At 73.3% G+C, this 17,155-nt stretch carries 17 protein-coding genes; 8 read left to right on the top strand and 9 right to left on the bottom strand.

All coding sequences use genetic code 11. The features are described from left to right. Window positions 1–77: 77 nt before the first annotated feature. Window positions 78–2,234 (top strand): discoidin domain-containing protein, encoded by a 2,157-nt coding sequence (locus AB0M92_RS16975; protein ID WP_366102932.1) that lies wholly within the window; start codon window positions 78–80, stop codon window positions 2,232–2,234. A gap of 60 nt (window positions 2,235–2,294) precedes the next feature. On the opposite strand, the gene AB0M92_RS16970 is transcribed toward AB0M92_RS16975, so the two are convergent. The 5 genes from AB0M92_RS16970 to AB0M92_RS16950 form a co-directional block, all read right to left on the bottom strand. Next, window positions 2,295–3,212: an NADP-dependent oxidoreductase gene (locus AB0M92_RS16970; protein WP_366102972.1), complete on the bottom strand. Its 918-nt coding sequence runs from the start codon at window positions 3,210–3,212 to the stop codon at window positions 2,295–2,297. 142 nt (window positions 3,213–3,354) lie between these two features. Beyond that, window positions 3,355–4,740 (bottom strand): GH1 family beta-glucosidase, encoded by a 1,386-nt coding sequence (locus AB0M92_RS16965; RefSeq protein ID WP_366102931.1) that lies wholly within the window; start codon window positions 4,738–4,740, stop codon window positions 3,355–3,357. 22 nt (window positions 4,741–4,762) lie between these two features. Beyond that, a complete protein-coding gene (locus tag AB0M92_RS16960; protein ID WP_366102930.1) occupies window positions 4,763–5,647 on the bottom strand; it encodes a carbohydrate ABC transporter permease in 885 nt (294 codons plus the stop codon). Continuing rightward, on the bottom strand, window positions 5,640–6,587 hold the full coding sequence (locus AB0M92_RS16955; protein ID WP_366102929.1) for a sugar ABC transporter permease: 948 nt from the start codon (window positions 6,585–6,587) through the stop codon (window positions 5,640–5,642). Before AB0M92_RS16955 ends, AB0M92_RS16960 begins: the two co-directional genes overlap by 8 nt. A gap of 10 nt (window positions 6,588–6,597) precedes the next feature. Further along, window positions 6,598–7,914 (bottom strand): sugar ABC transporter substrate-binding protein, encoded by a 1,317-nt coding sequence (locus AB0M92_RS16950; protein WP_366102928.1) that lies wholly within the window; start codon window positions 7,912–7,914, stop codon window positions 6,598–6,600. A 229-nt stretch (window positions 7,915–8,143) separates the two neighbouring features. Between AB0M92_RS16950 and AB0M92_RS16945 the strand changes: the two genes are divergently transcribed. After that, on the top strand, window positions 8,144–9,454 hold the full coding sequence (locus AB0M92_RS16945; RefSeq protein WP_366102927.1) for an ROK family transcriptional regulator: 1,311 nt from the start codon (window positions 8,144–8,146) through the stop codon (window positions 9,452–9,454). A 57-nt stretch (window positions 9,455–9,511) separates the two neighbouring features. On the opposite strand, the gene AB0M92_RS16940 is transcribed toward AB0M92_RS16945, so the two are convergent. Continuing rightward, window positions 9,512–10,588: an RNA ligase (ATP) gene (locus tag AB0M92_RS16940; RefSeq protein ID WP_366102926.1), complete on the bottom strand. Its 1,077-nt coding sequence runs from the start codon at window positions 10,586–10,588 to the stop codon at window positions 9,512–9,514. A 186-nt stretch (window positions 10,589–10,774) separates the two neighbouring features. Between AB0M92_RS16940 and AB0M92_RS16935 the strand changes: the two genes are divergently transcribed. Further along, window positions 10,775–11,518, top strand: a complete 744-nt coding sequence (locus AB0M92_RS16935; protein ID WP_366102925.1) for a glucose 1-dehydrogenase — start codon at window positions 10,775–10,777, stop codon at window positions 11,516–11,518. A 43-nt stretch (window positions 11,519–11,561) separates the two neighbouring features. Here AB0M92_RS16935 and AB0M92_RS16930 read toward each other — a convergent pair whose 3' ends face one another. After that, the gene (locus AB0M92_RS16930; RefSeq protein ID WP_366102924.1) at window positions 11,562–12,314 is read right to left on the bottom strand and encodes a peptidoglycan-binding domain-containing protein; all 753 of its coding nucleotides are present in this window, start codon (window positions 12,312–12,314) and stop codon (window positions 11,562–11,564) included. A gap of 328 nt (window positions 12,315–12,642) precedes the next feature. Between AB0M92_RS16930 and AB0M92_RS16925 the strand changes: the two genes are divergently transcribed. Beyond that, window positions 12,643–13,095: a hypothetical protein gene (locus tag AB0M92_RS16925; protein WP_366102923.1), complete on the top strand. Its 453-nt coding sequence runs from the start codon at window positions 12,643–12,645 to the stop codon at window positions 13,093–13,095. Window positions 13,096–13,157: 62 nt separating this feature from the next. Next, the gene (locus AB0M92_RS16920) at window positions 13,158–13,997 is read left to right on the top strand and encodes a MerR family transcriptional regulator (protein WP_366102922.1); all 840 of its coding nucleotides are present in this window, start codon (window positions 13,158–13,160) and stop codon (window positions 13,995–13,997) included. A 64-nt stretch (window positions 13,998–14,061) separates the two neighbouring features. Here the strand turns inward: AB0M92_RS16920 and AB0M92_RS16915 are convergent, their stop codons facing one another. Continuing rightward, entirely contained in the window at window positions 14,062–14,370 is a 309-nt protein-coding gene (locus AB0M92_RS16915) for a hypothetical protein (protein WP_366102921.1), read from the bottom strand. Window positions 14,371–14,467: 97 nt separating this feature from the next. On the opposite strand from AB0M92_RS16915, the gene AB0M92_RS16910 reads away from it, so the two are divergent. Both AB0M92_RS16910 and AB0M92_RS16905 read left to right on the top strand, forming a co-directional pair. Then, the gene (locus tag AB0M92_RS16910) at window positions 14,468–14,914 is read left to right on the top strand and encodes a hypothetical protein (RefSeq protein WP_366102920.1); all 447 of its coding nucleotides are present in this window, start codon (window positions 14,468–14,470) and stop codon (window positions 14,912–14,914) included. 52 nt (window positions 14,915–14,966) lie between these two features. After that, window positions 14,967–15,527 (top strand): GNAT family N-acetyltransferase, encoded by a 561-nt coding sequence (locus AB0M92_RS16905; RefSeq protein ID WP_366102919.1) that lies wholly within the window; start codon window positions 14,967–14,969, stop codon window positions 15,525–15,527. Between the two features lie 5 nt (window positions 15,528–15,532). Here AB0M92_RS16905 and AB0M92_RS16900 read toward each other — a convergent pair whose 3' ends face one another. Continuing rightward, entirely contained in the window at window positions 15,533–16,519 is a 987-nt protein-coding gene (locus AB0M92_RS16900; protein WP_366102918.1) for a WYL domain-containing protein, read from the bottom strand. Window positions 16,520–16,637: 118 nt separating this feature from the next. On the opposite strand from AB0M92_RS16900, the gene AB0M92_RS16895 reads away from it, so the two are divergent. Further along, window positions 16,638–17,090 (top strand): DUF3224 domain-containing protein, encoded by a 453-nt coding sequence (locus tag AB0M92_RS16895; protein ID WP_366102917.1) that lies wholly within the window; start codon window positions 16,638–16,640, stop codon window positions 17,088–17,090. Window positions 17,091–17,155 lie beyond the last annotated feature (65 nt).

Genomic DNA, 17,155 nt, shown 5'->3' with positions numbered 1-17,155 from the left:
CCCCTTGACGGTCCTCGCGGCGGGGCAGTTCACTCACGCTTCGATCCCCCGGATCCAAGACGTCAGGAGCGCCCCCCATGCCTCGCCTCTCCGACCATCCACCACGCCTGACCGCGGCCGCCCTCACCGCCGCCCTGATCGCCGCCCTCCTCGTACTGCTCCCCGGCAGCGCCGCCCAGGCAGCGCCCGTCCTCCTCTCCCAGGGCAGACCCGTCACCGCCTCCAGCCAGGAGAACGCCGGCACGCCCGCCTCCGCCGCCGTCGACGGCGACAACGCCACCCGCTGGTCCAGCCAGTTCGCCGACCCGCAGTGGATCCAGGTCGACCTCGGCGCCCCCGCCCAGCTCAGCCAGGTCGTACTGCGCTGGGAGACCGCGTACGCGAAGGCTTACCGGATCGAGCTGTCCACCGACGGCGCCGGCTGGAGCACCGCCTATTCCACGACCGCGGCCACCGGCGGGGTCGCCACCCTCGACGTCAGCGGCACCGCCCGCTACGTCCGCGTGTACGGCACCCAGCGCGCCACCGAATGGGGTTACTCCCTCTACGAGTTCCAGGTCTTCGGCACCTCCGGCGGGGGCCCCACCCTGCCCGGCGGCGGCGACCTCGGCCCCAACGTCATCGTCTTCGATCCGTCGACCCCGAACATCCAGGGCAGGCTCGACGAGGTGTTCCGGCAGCAGGAGTCGGCCCAGTTCGGCACCGGCCGCTACCAGTTCCTGTTCAAGCCGGGCACGTACAACGGCCTCAACGCCCAGATCGGCTTCTACACCTCCATCTCGGGCCTGGGCCTCAGCCCCGACGACACCACCATCAACGGCGACGTGACCGTCGACGCGGGCTGGTTCGGCGGCAACGCCACCCAGAACTTCTGGCGTTCGGCCGAGAACCTCGCGCTCAACCCCGTGAACGGCACCGACCGCTGGGCCGTCTCCCAGGCCGCGCCCTTCCGCCGCATGCACGTCAAGGGCGGGCTCAACCTCGCCCCCGACGGCTTCGGCTGGGCCTCGGGCGGCTACATCGCCGACTCGAAGATCGACGGCCAGGTCGGCAACTACTCGCAGCAGCAGTGGTACACGCGCGACAGCGCGATCGGCGGCTGGGGCAACGGCGTCTGGAACCAGGTCTTCTCCGGGGTCCAGGGCGCACCCGCCCAGTCGTTCCCGAACCCGCCCTACACCACGCTCGACACCACGCCCGTCTCCCGGGAGAAGCCCTTCCTCTACCTCGACGGGTCCGAGTACAAGGTCTTCGTCCCGGCCAAGCGCGTGAACGCGCGCGGCACCTCCTGGGGCAACGGCGCGCCGCAGGGCACCTCGCTCCCGCTGAGCCGGTTCTACGTGGTCAAGCCCGGCACCACCGCCGCGACGATGAACCAGGCGCTGGCCCAGGGCCTGCACCTGCTCTTCACCCCCGGCGTCTACCACGTCGACCAGACCCTCCAGGTGAACCGCGCGGACACCGTCGTCCTGGGCCTGGGCCTTGCCACGCTCGTCCCGGACAACGGGGTGACGGCGATGAAGGTCGCCGACGTGGACGGGGTGCGGCTCGCCGGTTTCCTGATCGACGCGGGCCCGGTCAACTCCCCGAGCCTGCTGGAGGTAGGACCGGCCGGAACGGCCACGGACCACGGCGCCAACCCGACGACCGTGCAGGACGTGTTCATCCGGGTCGGCGGCGCCGGCCCCGGCAAGGCCACCGTGGGCATGGTGGTCAACAACCACGACACCATCGTCGACCACACCTGGATCTGGCGGGCCGACCACGGGGACGGGGTGGGCTGGGAGACCAACCGCGCCGACTACGGGTTCCGCGTGAACGGTGACGACGTACTGGCCACCGGACTGTTCGTCGAGCACTTCAACAAGTACGACGTGCAGTGGAACGGCGAGCGCGGCCGCACGGTCTTCTACCAGAACGAGAAGGCGTACGACGCCCCCGATCAGGCCGCGGTCCAGAACGGTTCCACCAAGGGCTACGCGGCGTACAAGGTGGCCGACTCGGTGACCGTCCACGAGGGCTGGGGCCTGGGCAGCTACTGCTACTACAACGTGGATCCGACGATCCGTCAGGACCATGGTTTCCAGGCACCGGTGAAGCCGGGCGTGAAGTTCCACGACCTGCTCGTCGTCTCCCTCGGCGGCAAGGGCCAGTACGAGCACGTCATCAACACCACGGGCGCACCCACCTCGGGAACGTCGACGACCCCGTCCACGGTCGTCTCCTTCCCCTGACCCCAACCCCGTCGGCTCCGGGAGACCCGGGTCTCCCGGAGCCGGCGGGCCGAGGGGGCCTCAGACCTCTACGACGATCTTTCCGGCGGTGCGGCCCGTCTGGCTGAGTTCGAAGGCCTCCGCGAGCTGTGCCAGCGGGAACGTCTTGGCCACGGTGACCTTGAGCTGCCCGCTGTCGGCGAGGCGGCCCAGTTCGGCCAGCCCTTCGGCATCGGGGCGCACCCACATCCACTGGCCTCCCGCGCCGAGCACGGTGGGGTCGGCGATGGAGGCGTGCCGGCCGCCCTGGGCGAGGACCGCCTGGGTGACGTCGAGGACGCCGCCGACGAAGTCCGCGGCGACGGTGACCCCGTCGGGGGCCAGCGCACGCACCCGGTCGACCAGGCCCTCCCCGTACTCGACCGGCTCGCAGCCCAGTTCGCGCAGCCGGTCGTGGTTGCGCGGGGAAGCGGTGCCGATGACCCGGGCGCCCAGCGCCCGGGCGATCTGCACGCCGAAGGACCCGACCCCGCCCGCGGCGCCGTGGATGAGGACGGTGTCGTCCTTGCCGGTGGCGAGCCGAGTGAGCAGCTGGTACGCGGTGAGCCCGGCCAGCGGCAGGCCGGCCGCCTCCTGCCAGCCGAGCGAGGCGGGCTTGGCGGCCGCGGCCCGTACGGGGACGCTGACGTACTCGGCGAAGGTCCCTCCGTGCACGAAGTCCTTGCGGGCGTAGGCCATGACCTCGTCGCCGACGGCGAACTCGGGCGTGTCGATGCCGACCCGCTCGACCGTGCCGGCGACGTCCCACCCGGGGACGACCGGGTACACGACGTCCATCAGGGGGTCGAGCCCGCCCGCCATGATCTTCCAGTCGACGGGGTTGACCGAGGCGCACTTGACCCGGACGAGGAGCTCGCCGGGGGCGAGCTTGGGCATGGGCAGCCGGGTCTCGGTGAGCACCTCCGTCCCGCCGTAGGTCTCGTACGCCATCGCCCGCATGGTGTCCTCGGACATCTACCCGACCTCTCCCTCAAGCGCGTGCCGTGAGCCGGTGCAATCAGCCCTTCCCCATCCCATCACGAAAAGCCGGGCCCACCCCGAGAAGCGGGGCGGGCCCGGCGCGGCGCGAGGACCCGCGGTGTCACAGGGCCCGGTGGGCGGCGATCACCTCGGCGTAGCGGCGGCCGCTGGTCTTGACCGTGCGGCGCTGGGTGGCGTAGTCGACGCGGACGAGGCCGAAGCGCTTGTCGTAGCCGTAGGCCCACTCGAAGTTGTCCAGGAGCGACCAGGCGTAGTACCCGGCCAGCGGTGCGCCGCGGCGGGCGGCTCGGGCGCAGGCCGCCAGGTGCCCGGTCAGGTAGCGGGCGCGCTCGGGGTCGTGGACGCTGCCGTCGGCGCCGACGGTGTCCGGGTACGAGGAGCCGTTCTCGGTGACGTGTATCCGCCGGGCCCCGTACTCCTCGGTCAGCCGCATGAGCAGGGTTTCGAGGCCTTCCGCGTCGACCTCCCAGTCCATGCCGGTGCGCGGGACGCCGGGACGGTCGATCTGGCGGGCGTACGGGGCGGGGCCGGCCGGGTCGGCGGCGACGGTCTGGGGGAAATAGTAGTTCAGGCCGGTCCAGTCGAGCGGGGCGGCGATGGCGGCCAGGTCGCCGGGGCGTTCGGGGAGGTCGACGGCGTAGACCTCGCGCATGTCGGCGGGGAAGCCGCGGCCGTGCACGGGGTCGAGCCACCAGCGGTTGACGTGGCCGTCCATGCGCACGGCGGCCGCCCGGTCGGCTTCGCCGTCGGTGGCGGGCTCGATGGTGGAGAGGTTGTTGACGATGCCGATCCGGGCGCCGGGGGCGGCGGCCCGTACGGCCTGGGTGGCGAGCCCGTGGCCGAGCAGCAGGTGGTAGGAGGCGCGGACGGCGGCGGTCAGGTCGGTCCAGCCGGGGGCCATCCTGCCCTCCAGGTGGCCGATCCACGCCGAGCACAGGGGCTCGTTCAGCGTGGCCCACTGGCTGACCCGGTCGCCGAGGCGCGCGGCGACGAGCCCGGCGTAAGCGGCGAAGTGCTCGGCCGTCGCCCGCTCGGGCCAGCCCCCGCGGTCCTGGAGGGCCTGGGGCAGGTCCCAGTGGTAAAGGGTGACGGAGGGGGTGATCCCGGCGGCGAGGAGAGCGTCGACCAGCCGGTCGTAGAAGGCGAGCCCCTTGGCGTTGGCGGGGCCGTCTCCGCCGGGGACCACGCGCGGCCAGGCGACGGACATCCGGTAGGCGTTGGTGCCCAGCTCCCGCATCAGGGCGATGTCCTCGCGCCAGCGGTGGTAGTGGTCGCAGGCGGTGTCTCCCGTGTGGCCGCCGTCGACGGCTCCGGGTGTGTGGGAGAACGTGTCCCAGATGGAGGGGGCCCGGCCGTCTTCGGCGACGGCGCCCTCGATCTGGTAGGCGGAGGTCGCGGTGCCCCAGGCGAACTGGCGGGGCAGTGCGGCGAGGTCGATGGCACCGAGCTCTGAGGCGGCGCCGGTACGGGTCTCGGAAAGGGTCATTCGACGGCTCCTGCCGAAAGGGTCATTTGACGGCTCCCGCCGTGAGGCCGGCCACCAAGTACTTCTGGAGGAGCAGGAATCCGGCGACGACGGGGATGCTGACGACGAGCGAGGCGGCCATGATCTGGTTCCAGTAGACGTCGGTCTGCGTGGAGTAGCCCTGCAGTCCGACGGCGAGGGTGCGGGTGGTGTCGTTCGTCATGACGGAGGCGAAGAGCACCTCGCCCCAGGCGGTCATGAAGGCGTACACGGCCACGGCGACGATGCCGGGGACGGCGGCCGGGACCACGACGCGCAACAGCGCGCCGAGCGGGCCGCAACCGTCCACGGTGGCCGCCTCGTCGAGCTCGCGGGGCACCGAGTCGAAGTAGCCGATGAGCATCCAGATGGAGAAGGGGAGGGAGAAGGTCAGGTAGGTCAGGATCAGCGCGCCGCGGGAGCCGTAGAGGGCGATCCCGGTGGCGTTGCCGATGTTCACGAAGATCAGGAACAGCGGGAGGAGGAAGAGGATCCCGGGGAACATCTGCGTGGAGAGCACGGTGACGGTGAACAGGCGCTTGCCGCGGAAGCGGTGCCGGCTGACCGCGTAGGCCGCGAAGACGGCGATGACGACGGATGCCGCGGTGGCCGCGCCCGCCACGATCAGGGAGTTCACGAAGTACCGGGCGAGCGGCACGGTGTGCCAGATGTCGACGTAGGGGCGGACGGTGATCCCGCCGGGGATCCAGCGGAAGCCGCCCGCGACGTCCTGGAGCGGCTTGAGGGAGCTGGTGACCATGACGTAGACGGGCAGCAGCACGAAGCCGGAGAGCAGGGTGAGGAAGACGGCGCGGATCACCCGGAAGGAGGGTGGCGGGGCCGACGGAGAGGATCGGCGGCCTGGGCCGGGGCCGGGGCTGTCAGGCATGTTCGTTCCTCCGGCCGCGGGTGGTGGCGAGCAGGTACCCGGCGGTGACCAGCAGCAGGAAGAGCAGCAGCAGGACGGACATGGCCGAGCCGGTGCCGAAGTTCCAGGTGACGAAGCTGGATTGGTAGATGTGGAGGGAGATCAGGTCGGCCGCCTCGGGGGCCGATTTGCCGAACAGCACGAACGGCGTGTTGAAGTCGTTGAAGGTCCACAGGAACAGCACCAGGATCAGCACCTGGTTGACCGCTCCGACCGAGGGCAGGGTGATCCGGCGGATCTGCTGCCAGATGCCCGCCCCGTCCAGCGCGGCGGCCTCGTACAGCTCCCCCGGGACGTTCTGGAGGGCGGCGGTCACGATGAGGAAGGCGAACGGCCAGCCCTTCCACACGGAGACGGTCAGCAGGGCCCAGAAGCTGTTGTCGCCGAGCAGCCAGAAGGTGTGCTCGGCGCCGCCGAGGCCCAGTTGGTCGTGGAGGACGTGGTTCACCAGGCCGTTGTCCCGCTGGAACATGAAGGCCCAGGTGATGACGGCCGCGTACACGGGCAGGGCGTACGGGACCAGGAACAGGGCCCGCAGGAGGCCGCGGCCGCGGAAGCTCTCCTGCATGAACACCGCCGCCGCGGTGCCCAGCAGCCAGCACAGGCCGACGGAGAGCAGGGTGAAGAGGCAGGTGGTGAGGAAGGAGCGCAAGAGTGCCTCGCCGACGGGCCGGTTGACGTCGAGGACGAGTTCGTAGTTGGCCCGGCCCGTCCAGGGGGCGCGGGACCAGTCGCGGATGAAGAACTGGGTCAGCTGACGGAAGCTCATCAGGATGCCCGTCACCATCGGGACGAGGTGGATGAGCAGTTCGAGGAGCAGGGCGGGCAGGAGCAGGAGGTACGGGAGGGAACTGCGGCGCAGGCGTGCGTACTTGTTGGACACGCGGCTTCCGGTAGTCATCGGGCCGGTCTCAGCTCGCCATCTGCTGCTGTGCCTTGATGAGCTTGGCCTTGACCGACTCCGTGGTGACGGGGCGGCCCGCCGCGGCGTCGGCGAAGAGCTCCTTGACGGCGGTGCCGACGGCCGTCTCGAACTGGGACTCCTGCGGGACCTGCGGGAGCGGGGCGGCGCTCGTGCCCAGGGTGGTGCGGAGCACGGTGAGGTCGTCGGTGGCGAAGGCGGGGTCGCTCTGCGCGGCCTTGACGGGCGGGATGGAGCCGTACGTCTTGTTGAGGATCTTCTGTTCCTCGTCGCCGGTCATGAACTTCACGAACTTGAGGGAGCCGTCGATGTTGTCCGTGTTCTTGAAGACGGCGAGGTTGATGCCGGCCACCATGGAATTGGTGTCGGCGCCGGTGCCGGGCGTGCCGCCGGCGGGTACCGGCACCGGCGCCACGCCCCAGTCGCCCTCCTTCATTCCGTGGCTCTTGAAGGAGGATGCGGCGCTCTGCCACAGGACCATGGCGGTCTTGCCGTTGGCGAAGTCCTGGAGGGACTGGTTCTGGGCGTACTCGGCGTTGCCCGGCGCGATGATCTTGTCCTTCGCCATCAGGTCGACGTACTGCTTGACGGCGTCGACGGCGCCCGGGGAGTCGAAGGCGGGCTTTCCGGCCGCGTCGAAGAAGTCCGCTCCGTGCTGCTTGGCGAAGACGAAGGCCTGGTGGATGTTTTCGGAGAGGTTTCCGCCCTCCGCGCCGAGGGCCCACTTCCCGTCCTTGGACAGCAGCCGGCCGGTGGTGACCATCTCGTCCCAGGTGGCCGGGGGCTTCGCTATGCCCGCTTCCTGGAACATCTTCTTGTTGTAGTAGAGCGCGTACGCCATGGAGTACAGCGGGACGGCGGCCGGGTCCTGGCCGGCGGCGCCCGCCGAGCCGATGGCCGACTCCACGAAGCGGTCCCTGCCGCCGATCGCGGCGAAGTTCCCGTCGTTCCACGGGAGCAGGGCGCCGGTGGCCTGGAGGGAGGAGGACCAGGTGTTGCCGATGTTGAGCACGTCGGGGCCCTGGCCGGAGGCGGTGGCGGCCAGGATCCGGTTGAGCAGGTCCGACCAGGGGACGACTTCGAGCTTGACCTTGATGCCGGTCTGCTCCTCGAACTTCTTCAGCTCCGGAGTGAGGGCCGCCTGGTCCGCCGCGAGGTCGGGGCCCTGGTTGGAGGCCCAGTACGTGAGCTCCTCGGGGGCGGTGTTGGAGCCGGCGCCGGAGTCCGCGGTGCCGCCGCCGCAGGCGGTGGCGGCGGCGAGCAGGGAGACGGTGACGGCGGCAGCGGCGGCTCGGGTTCTGCGCATGGCGGATCGGCCCCTTTCGGCAGGGTCGGAGAAGGCCTGGCGGGTGCACTCGGCCCGGGTGGCGATGCTTCGGCGGTGGCGCTCGGGCGGCACCCATCGCATCGGGTCCAGCGCCTCAAGGCCTTAATTCAGGACGTGAGTTAAGCCCCGTGAAAGGGTCGCGTCAAGAGGTCTCGCAGGGGTATGTTGCGAGCGAAGGCGGGACGGACGGCAGGACGGAAGGAGCCAGATGACCACAGGGCGTGGCGGCCGCACGGTACGGGACCTGCGGCGCGGCAACCGCAGCGCCGTGCTCCAGCGGCTGTACTTCGGCGGGCCGATGAGCCGGCAGGAACTGGGGCCCGCCACCGGGCTGAGCTCCGGCTCCGTCAGCAACGTGGTCGGAGAACTCGTCGCGGACGGACTCCTGGAGGAGGCCGGCATCGTCGACTCGGACGGCGGCCGGCCGCGCACCCTGTTGCGCGTGGCCCCCGGCAGCGCCCACATGATCGGGGTCGACGTGGGCGAAACCCGGGTCCGTGTCGAGCTGTTCGACCTGGCGCTGACCGAACTCGCCCGCGCCGAACTGCCGCTGCAGCCGCGCGGCTGTTACGACGTCGGCCCGATCGTGGACCACGTCCGCACCGGGATCGCCGCCGTCCTCGCGGAGGCCGGGGTCGGGACGGACCGGCTGCTGGGGGTGGGTGTCGGCGTCCCCGGCATAGTGGACCGCGAGGCACCGGGCGGGGCGGTGGTCCACGGCCAGACCATCGGCTGGGACGCGGTCCCGCTGGAGGCGCTGCTGCGCGCGACCGGGGCCGTGCCGCCGGAGGTGCCGTACATCATCGACAACGGCGCGCGCACGCTCGGCCAGGCCGAGATGTGGTTCGGGGCGGGACGCGGCGCGCGCGAGGCGGTCGTCGTCCTGTTCGGCTCGGGCGTCGGCGCCAGCCTGATCACGGACGGCTCCCCCGAGGGGGGCACGACGGCGGGCACCCCCCTGGAGTGGGGACACCTGACGGTCGCGGTACGGGGCCGGCGCTGCCGGTGCGGGGCGCTGGGCTGCCTGGAGGCTTACACGGGGGCCGAGTCCCTGCTGCAGCGCTGGTCGGAGCGGGGCGGCGGCGCCGCGCAGGCCGCGGACGAGGAGGAGGGCCTCTCGGCGCTGCTTGCGGCGGCCCTCGCGGCCGACCCGGTGGCCCTGGAGGTGCTGGAGGAGACCGCGGAGTACCTCGGCGCGGGCTTGTCGGACGTGATCAACCTGTTCCGGCCGGAGCGCATCCTGATCGGGGGCTGGGCAGGTCTGCTGCTGGGCCCGCACATCCTGCCCGCCGTACGGGAGCACGCCGCCCGGTACGCGCTGCGCCACCCCGCCGACCGCGTCACCATCGACCTGGGCTCCCTGGGACCGGACGCGGTGACGGTCGGCGCGGCGACACTCCCGCTGTCGGCGTTCTTCGCCACGGGCGGCCGCCCCGCGCCCCGCCCCGCGCGGCCCGAACCCCCGGGCTGGCGCACGTCCCTGGAGGTCCGCGCCGGATCTCCGGCCCGGCGGCCCTGAGTCCGGGCGCCACCCTCCGCCGGGTGGCCGCCACCGGGACCCCGGCGGGCGCCGGGGTCACTCGTACTCCGTGCCTCCCTTGCGGGTGAGGTACGCCGGGCTGACCGCCTTGGCTATGGCGCGGCCGCCGACCACCGGGCTGTGGCGTTCGGTGGCCGGGCGGATCACCACGCCCTCGCGCAGGTGCGAGGAGCGGCCGGACACCGTCTCCCGGCCGGTGGCGAGCTCCAGCACCGTGTCCAGCGCGTACGGGCCCTCGAATAGCCGCGGAACCAGTGGCAGTTCGCCGTCCGGGAAAAGCTCCTGCGGGTCCAGCCACCGCACTTGTCCGTCGATCTCCGCCGATACGTCGAAGACGGCGTATCCCGGCCCGGTGGCGGCCGTACGGGCGTCCGTTCCGTACGACAGGTCCTGGACGCCCGCGCCGTACACCTCGCCGAAGACGCCGATCCGGGTGGCTCCCAGCCGCCCGGCCAGCTTCGCGGCCACCTCGGGCACGCCGTGGCCGCGGACGGCCCGCCAGTACAGGTTGCGCTCGTCCTCGCGCAGGGCCAGCCCCCTGGAGCCGAAGCCCTTGGAGGAGACCAGCACCCGGCCGTCCTCGACGACGTACGTCAACAGGCAGGCCGTGCCGTGGAGCTTTTCGGTGAGGACGACCGGCTCGCCCGGCTCGAACAGGTCCGGATACCGCTGGAGGTTCTCGATGTCGACCCACGGAAGCAGCTCGGGGGCCGCCTCCACCTCTCCGCTCATCGTCGTCGGCACGGGCGGCGCCCATTTGGTGATCCCGAGCAGCTCGGCGAAGTCCACGCCCTCCTCGGCCGCCCGCGCCAGGTCCACGTCCGCCAGCGCGCTCGGCCGGCACACCAGTCCCTGCGACAGCTCGCCGCGCAGCCGGACCGCCTTGACCCGGTCGGCGGAGCCTCCCGCGAGACGGCCGGTCAGACCGAGCTCCTCGATCAACTCTCTTGGCAGTACGGCCTGTTCGGGTATGTAGACGGCGAAATCGCCGCTGCGGTAGGCCCCCTTGGCGACGACGGCCCGGTACAGGCCCACCTGGGCCAGCTCCAGCGCATCGGCGTTCGGATGCTCGTGGACGGTCAGCTCTTCGGCGGTGACCCGCAAGGTCGACATGTGCTCGACTCCTAGGATGTGGCCCGGACTTGGCTGGGCTTGGTTCGGACACGGTTCGGACGAGTGGCGTCGTACGCGACGACGACCACTCTGCTGCCCGGCATTTGCGCTGGTCCAGCCGAAATCCCGGTGTTAGCCTGACGCGCCCTCGCCAACCCGTCACTCCGCGCCGCCCAGGAGGTCCCCATGCCACGTGGTCCGGTCACCGTCGTCACCGGAGGCGGCAGGGGCATCGGCGCCGCGACCTGTCTGCGCCTGGCCGCGGACGGCCATGACGTGGTGCTCGGATACGTCCGCGACGATGCGGCGGCCGAAGCCGTCGCGCGGCGCGTACGGGCGACCGGCGCGCGCTGTGCGACCGTACGCGGCGACACCTCCGAGGAATGCGCCGTGGAGCGGCTCTTCGACATCGCCGGGGCCGAGTTCGGCCCGGTGACCGGGCTGGTGAACAACGCGGGGGTGACCGGTCCCCTCGGCCGGCTCGCCGACGCCGCGACCGAGGATCTGCGGCGCGTGGTCGAGGTGAACCTGCTCGGGTACCTGCTGTGCTGCCGCCGCGCCGCCCGCGACATGGCGGAGGCGGGCGGCGGAGCCATCGTGAACGTGTCCTCGGCCGCCGCCACGCTCGGCAGCCCCGGCGACTACGTCCACTACGCGGCCACCAAGGCCGCCACCGACGCCCTGACGGTGGGGCTGTCCAAGGAGCTCGGGCCGGACGGGATCCGGGTCAACGCGGTGGCGCCCGGCATCATCGAGACCGGGATGCACGCCGCGATGGGCGACCCCGACCGGCCGGCCAGGGCGGCCGCCGGGATCCCGCTCGGGCGGGCCGGGCAGCCGGAGGAGGTGGCCGCGGCCGTGGCGTGGCTGCTGTCCCCGGACGCCTCGTACACGACGGGCGCGATCCTGCGGGTGTCGGGCGGCCGCTGACACGGGAGCCCCGCAGGCTCCGGCTCCGTCTCCGGCTCCGGCCTCAGCCCCCGAACGCCGCCCGGGTCGCCGGGCCGTAGACCCCCGGCTGGTCGCCCTTGACGTCACGGTCCCGCTGGAGCTGTGCGACCCCGCGCTTGGTCTGGCTGTCGTACTCGCCGGTGACCTGGACGTACGTGAACCCCTGCCCGTAGAGCCGCTCCTGGAGGGCACGCACCTCGGGCCCGCTGTCCCCCATCCGCAGCGTTCCCGACGCCCCCGAGGACGCCGCCCCCGACGGGCCGCTCGGCGCCGCCGTCTTGGGGGCCCGGCCCGCCGCGGGTCCGGCGGATCCCGCTGATGCCGAGGCCGAGGCCGAGGCCGATCCCGATGCCGACGCCGGGGGCGCGGAAGCCCCTACGGACCCTTCGGGCGCGGGCTCGGCGTCGGATCCCGCTCCGGGGCTGCGCGCCGGGAGCACCGGGACGGACAACTCCGGCGGCTCAACGGCCCGCCGGGGCTCCGGGTCGGGCCCGCTCAGCAGGAACACCAGCCCGCCGGCCGCGGCGAGGGCGAGCAGCGCCAGGGCCACCAGCGGAACCCGGCCGGCGCGCTCCGGAACAGTGCCGGAGGCGGTCGGCCCGGGGGCTTCGTCACCCCGGGCTTCGGGCGCGCGCAACGACACGGGGACGGGGCCGCTGTGCGGCCAGGCGGGCGTCGCCGACCGGGACGGCCGGCCGGACGGGGCGGCCACGTACGGGCGTACGAAGAGCCGGCCGTCGGGAGCGCCTGCGCTCTCATCGGGGTGGTGGGACACGGTTGTCTCCCGGCGGGGGGTGGGGACCGGCGCGGCGGTGCGGTGTCGGCCCCCACCCTGTGCTTGATCGGCGAACTCTTTCCTCCCGGGACGGCCCTGGTCAAGCCGGGTGTCTGATCTGCCCCATCCGTCCGTACCGCTTCTTCGCTCCGGTAGCCCTCGGCATCCGGACCGTGACGGTGCGGACGCCGACCGGGGCCGAGGGCCGGGGCCCGGGGCCGGACGCCGCCGCGGGCTCCATAGCCGACTCCGGCCGCCCCCGGGGCCGCTTCACCCGGACGCGTGAGCGCGGGCCCGCGGGCGGCCCGCGGTGCGGCATGGTGGGCGGATGCAGTTACGCCGGGCCCTGCCCCTGTCCCTCGTCGCGCTGCTCGCGAGCGCCGGCTGCGTCTCCGTCGGCCGGGAGGCGGCCCCCGCGCCGGAGCGCGGCACGTCGGCGCCCGCGGACGCCGAGGACACGGCCGACGCCCCGCCCCCGCCCGAGCTGCCGCCCCCTGCCCCGCGGTCCGTGCCGCTGCCGCTGGGAACGCTCCCGGAGCCACCGGCCACGCCACCGCTCGCACCTCCGCTCCGGGCCGCGCCGGAGCGGCCGCCCGCCGTACGCGGCGTGAAACCGCCCGCGACGCCCCGCCGTGCGCGCCCTCCCAAGCCCGCGGCGCCGCGCATCCCGCGGCAGCAGGCCGCGCCCCCGCTGCCCCGCCCCGACGAGCTGTGCTCGGCGGCCGAGGGATCCGTACCGCCCTCCATCGTGGATCTCTGCATCCGGCAATATGGCCGCTGACCGGCACGGACCGCCCAGGACTTGACCCTCCCCCCGTGTCAGGGCCTGGACTGGAGGACGTCATGTTCACCATCGGAGACTTCGCCAAGCACGGCCGGGTTTCGGTCCGCATGCTGCGCCACTACGACGCCATCGGACTGCTGCGCCCGGCACGTGTCGACCCCACCAGCGGCTACCGCTACTACGAGGCCGGGCAACTCGCCCGCCTCAACCGTGTCATCGCGCTCAAGGAGCTCGGCTTCAGCCTGGACCAGGTGGGGTCGATCCTCGACGAGCGGCTGGACGCGCAGGAGTTGCGCGGCATGCTGCGGCTGCGGCGGGCGGAACTGGAGTCGGCCATGGCCGCCGCGGCGGCCCGGCTGGGCCAGGTCGAGACGAGGCTCCGGACCATCGAGAGCGAGGGATCCATGTCCACCGTCGACATCGTCGTCAAAGGCCTTCCGCCCGTGCGGCTCGTCGAGCTGACCGGGGTCGCGGGCAGCTACGAGCCGCAGGACATCGGGCCGGTCATCGGCCCTCTCTACGAGGAGCTCTGCCGCCGGATCGGGGCTGCCGGGGTGGTCCCGACCGGCCCGGGGATCGCGTACTACGAGGACGCGCCGGGAGCGGAGGCCGGCGCCGTCCTCGTCCACGCCGGGTTGCCGGTCGGGGCCTCGGTGCGGGCCGAGGCCCTCGGGGGCGCGGTACGGGTGGTGGAGCTGCCCGGGGTCGAGCGGGCCGCGACCGCGGTGCACCGGGGTTCGATGGAAGGCATCCTGCCCACCTCCCAGGCGCTCGCGCGCTGGATCGACGCGAACGGCCACCGCTCGGCGGGCTACGCGCGCGAGCTCACCCTCGCCTGCCCGGAGGACCCCGACGAGTGGGTCACCGAACTCCAGGAACCCCTCGCGCCGGGCATCTGACCCGGCGGCCACGGGCGGGCAGCCGAGCCGCGGCCGACCCGCGGCCGGCTCGTCGGGCTCCGCGTCAGGCGGCAGGGCGTCGCGGGCACGCACGGGCGCAGGCGGTGGCGGGCCGGCGGCGGGCGGTGAGCCGGCGGGCCGTGCGCAGGCGGCGCAACGTGGCGTGGCCGCGCCGGCGCCACTCGGAGCGGGGCAGACCCGCCCGCTGGCCGCCGCCGGTGATCAGGGCGTTGACGGGGGCGTGCGGGTCGGCGGCGATGCCCTTGGCCACCAGGACCCCGACGACGAGCGGGACCAGGGCCACGGCCAGGGCGGAGCCGGCGGTGGTCACGTGCTGCATGCGGCGCGGGCGGGCGGTGGCGTCGAAGGTCATGCCCCCATTCGACCAGCGGCGCGGTCGCGGGGAATCGGGGCGGATACTCAGGTCGTTGGGTGTGAGGTACTCAGAACGGGCCGAGGGAGGAGTGGCGATGGCGTCCTTCGAACCCGCCACCGGCGACGGGCCGCAGCAGCCCGCCACCGCGGCGCGGGAGGCCGAGGTCCGCGCGGCGTACGAGGGCATGCTGCAGATCCGCCGTCTGGTGAACGGCCCGGCCGGGGCGGCGGTTCCCGCCCCGTGGGAGCTGGGCCGGATGGCGCGCGCGGTGGCCCTCGTACTGGAGGCGGCGGGCATCCCGCCGTCGGCGGTTGACGCGCAGGGCCGTCGTACGCGGACCGGGTACCGGGTGGCGCCCGGTACGTCCGGGGCCGCGACGGTGGAGGTGACCTGGCTCGGACCGCCCGGTGGCGGCGCGGCCGAGGCGGAGCAGGAACGGCTGACGGCCTGCGCGGCCGCGCTGGAACCCCTGGGCTGGGGCTGTCTGCTCTACCGGGGCCCGCGCCGGCGCCGCTTCCTGGAGGTGGAAGCGCCCCGCTGACGGGCACGAAACCCGGTTTGCCGAAGCCCGCCCGGCCGGGCAGACTCGACCGATGGGCATGCTCGACGCAGTGGCGGACCGCACCGTCCGGGGCGAACCGCTCACCACGGGCCGGCTGGACCTGCTCCCCCTGCGCGTCGAGCACGCCGCGGAGATGGCCCGCGTACTGGGCGATCCCGCACTGCACGCGTTCATCGGCGGTGCCCCGCTCACGGCCGACGCGCTGCGCGAGCGCTACGCCCGGCTGGCGGCCGGGTCTCCCGACCCGGCGGTCGTGTGGTGCAACCGGGTACTGGGGCTGCGCGGGAACGGGCCACTGGTGGGGACCGTGCAGGCCACCATCACTCCCGGGCGGGACACGGCCGAACTGGCCTGGGTGATCGGAACCCCCTGGCAGGGCCGGGGTTTCGCCACCGAGGCGGCCCGGGCCGTCACCACGTGGCTGGCGGGGCTCCCCGTCGGGCGCCTGATCGCCCACATCCACCCCGGCCACCACGCCTCGGCGGCGGTCGCCGCGGCCTGCGGCTTCGGCCCGACCCCCCACTGGGAGGACGGCGAAGTCCGCTGGGAGCGCCGCCCGGCTCCCGGGCCGTCCCTGACGGATCACGCCTGAGGCCGTCAGCCTCGGCCGTAGCGCTCGGCGAGGACGGCGACGGTGGCCGCCAGGGCCTGGCGGAGTTCCGGTGGGGCCAGGACCTCGGCTTCGGTGCCCAGGCGCAGGAGGTCGCCGATCGCGACGGCCTGGGACTCTATCTCCAGGTCGACGCGGACCGGGCCGTCCGGGTCCGCGGGATCGGCCGGAACGGCGCCGGTCAGGGCCCGTACCCCGGCGGCGCCGAACTGCATGGGGAGCAGGCGGCGCCCGCGCGGGGAGAGCAGCAGCCGAGCGGTCCCCTGGCGCATCGCCTCCTCCATCCGTCGCGCAGACTCCGCCCAGTGCACGGCGAGTTCGAAGTCGGCCGGGCGTTCGAATACCTCCTCGGCGGTGTCCACCGCGAGGAAGCGTGAGACCCGGTAGCTGCGGATGCGCCCGTCGGCGGCCCGCGCCACCAGGTACCAGATGCCGCCCTTCAGGACGAGGCCGAGGGGGTGCAGCGGGCGCCCGACCCGCTCCTCGCCGCTCCAGCGGCGGTAGTCGGCGAGCAGAACGCGCTGGTCCCACACCGCCTGGGCGATCTGCGCGAGGTGCGGGACGGGATCGGCGTCGCGGAACCAGGCCGGGGCGTCCAGGTGGAAGCGGTCCTGGAGCCGGCGGGCCCGCTCGGCCGGCGCGGCGGGCAGCGCCGCCTGCAGTTTGAGCTGGGCGGCGGCCAGATCGGCTCCGAGCCCGAGTTCCCGCGCGGGCCCGGGGGCACCGGCGAGGAAGAGGGAGCCCGCCTGGGCGTCGGTGAGGCCGGTGAGGCGGGTGCGGTAGCCGTCCATCAGCCGGTAGCCGCCGGCCGGTCCGCGGTCGGCCTGGACGGGGACGCCCGAGGCGCCGAGGGCTTCGATGTCCCGGTGGACGGTACGGACCGACACCTCCAGCTCCGCGGCCAGCCGGCGGGCGGTCATCCGGCCGCGGTTCTGCAGCAGGAGGAGCAGGGAGAGGAGCCGGTCGGCGCGCATGGGGCCATTGTGGACCGGGGAGCCGGCATACATGACAGGAGGTGTCAGGTATGCCGGACAGGCTGGTGCGGCGCCGGGGGAACACGAAGCCGCCCGGCCGTGAACCAGGAGGTCCTCCATGTCCGCCCGTACGACCACTTCGCGTACGACCACTCCGCGTACGACCACCCCCCGTACCACCACCGGCCGTTTCACGTTCGCCGACTGGCAGGAGGAGCCGATCGGGGCGGCCGACTCCACCCCGCGGCTCGCCCGCTCGACGGTCGTCAACGCCTTCGCGGGCGGCATCGAGGCCGCGGCGACCGACGCCGGCTACACGATCACGTACACCGGGGAGGGAACCGGCTCCTACACCGGTCTGGAGCTGCTGTCCGGCGCCGTCGACGGCCGTGCGGGCGCCTTCGTCCTGGAGCAGCGCGGCACGTTCGACGCCGACGGCACCCGGTGCACGTTCGAGGTGGTCGCCGGCTCCGGGTCGGGAGAGCTGGCCGGGCTGTCGGGCTCCGGCGCGTTCACGTACCGCCATGGCGACACGTCCGTCGCGTACGAGTTCTGCTACACCGTGGCGTAGGAGACGGCGGGCGGCAGAGGGGCGCGGACCGTATCGGCCCGCGCCCCCTGTCCCGCCCTTTTCCC

This window comes from Streptomyces sp. NPDC051582 (genome assembly GCF_040681715.1).
GTDB lineage: Bacteria > Actinomycetota > Actinomycetes > Streptomycetales > Streptomycetaceae > Streptomyces.
Note: the sequence above shows the minus strand (reverse complement) of the source record. Positions and strands in the feature narration are given on the sequence as shown.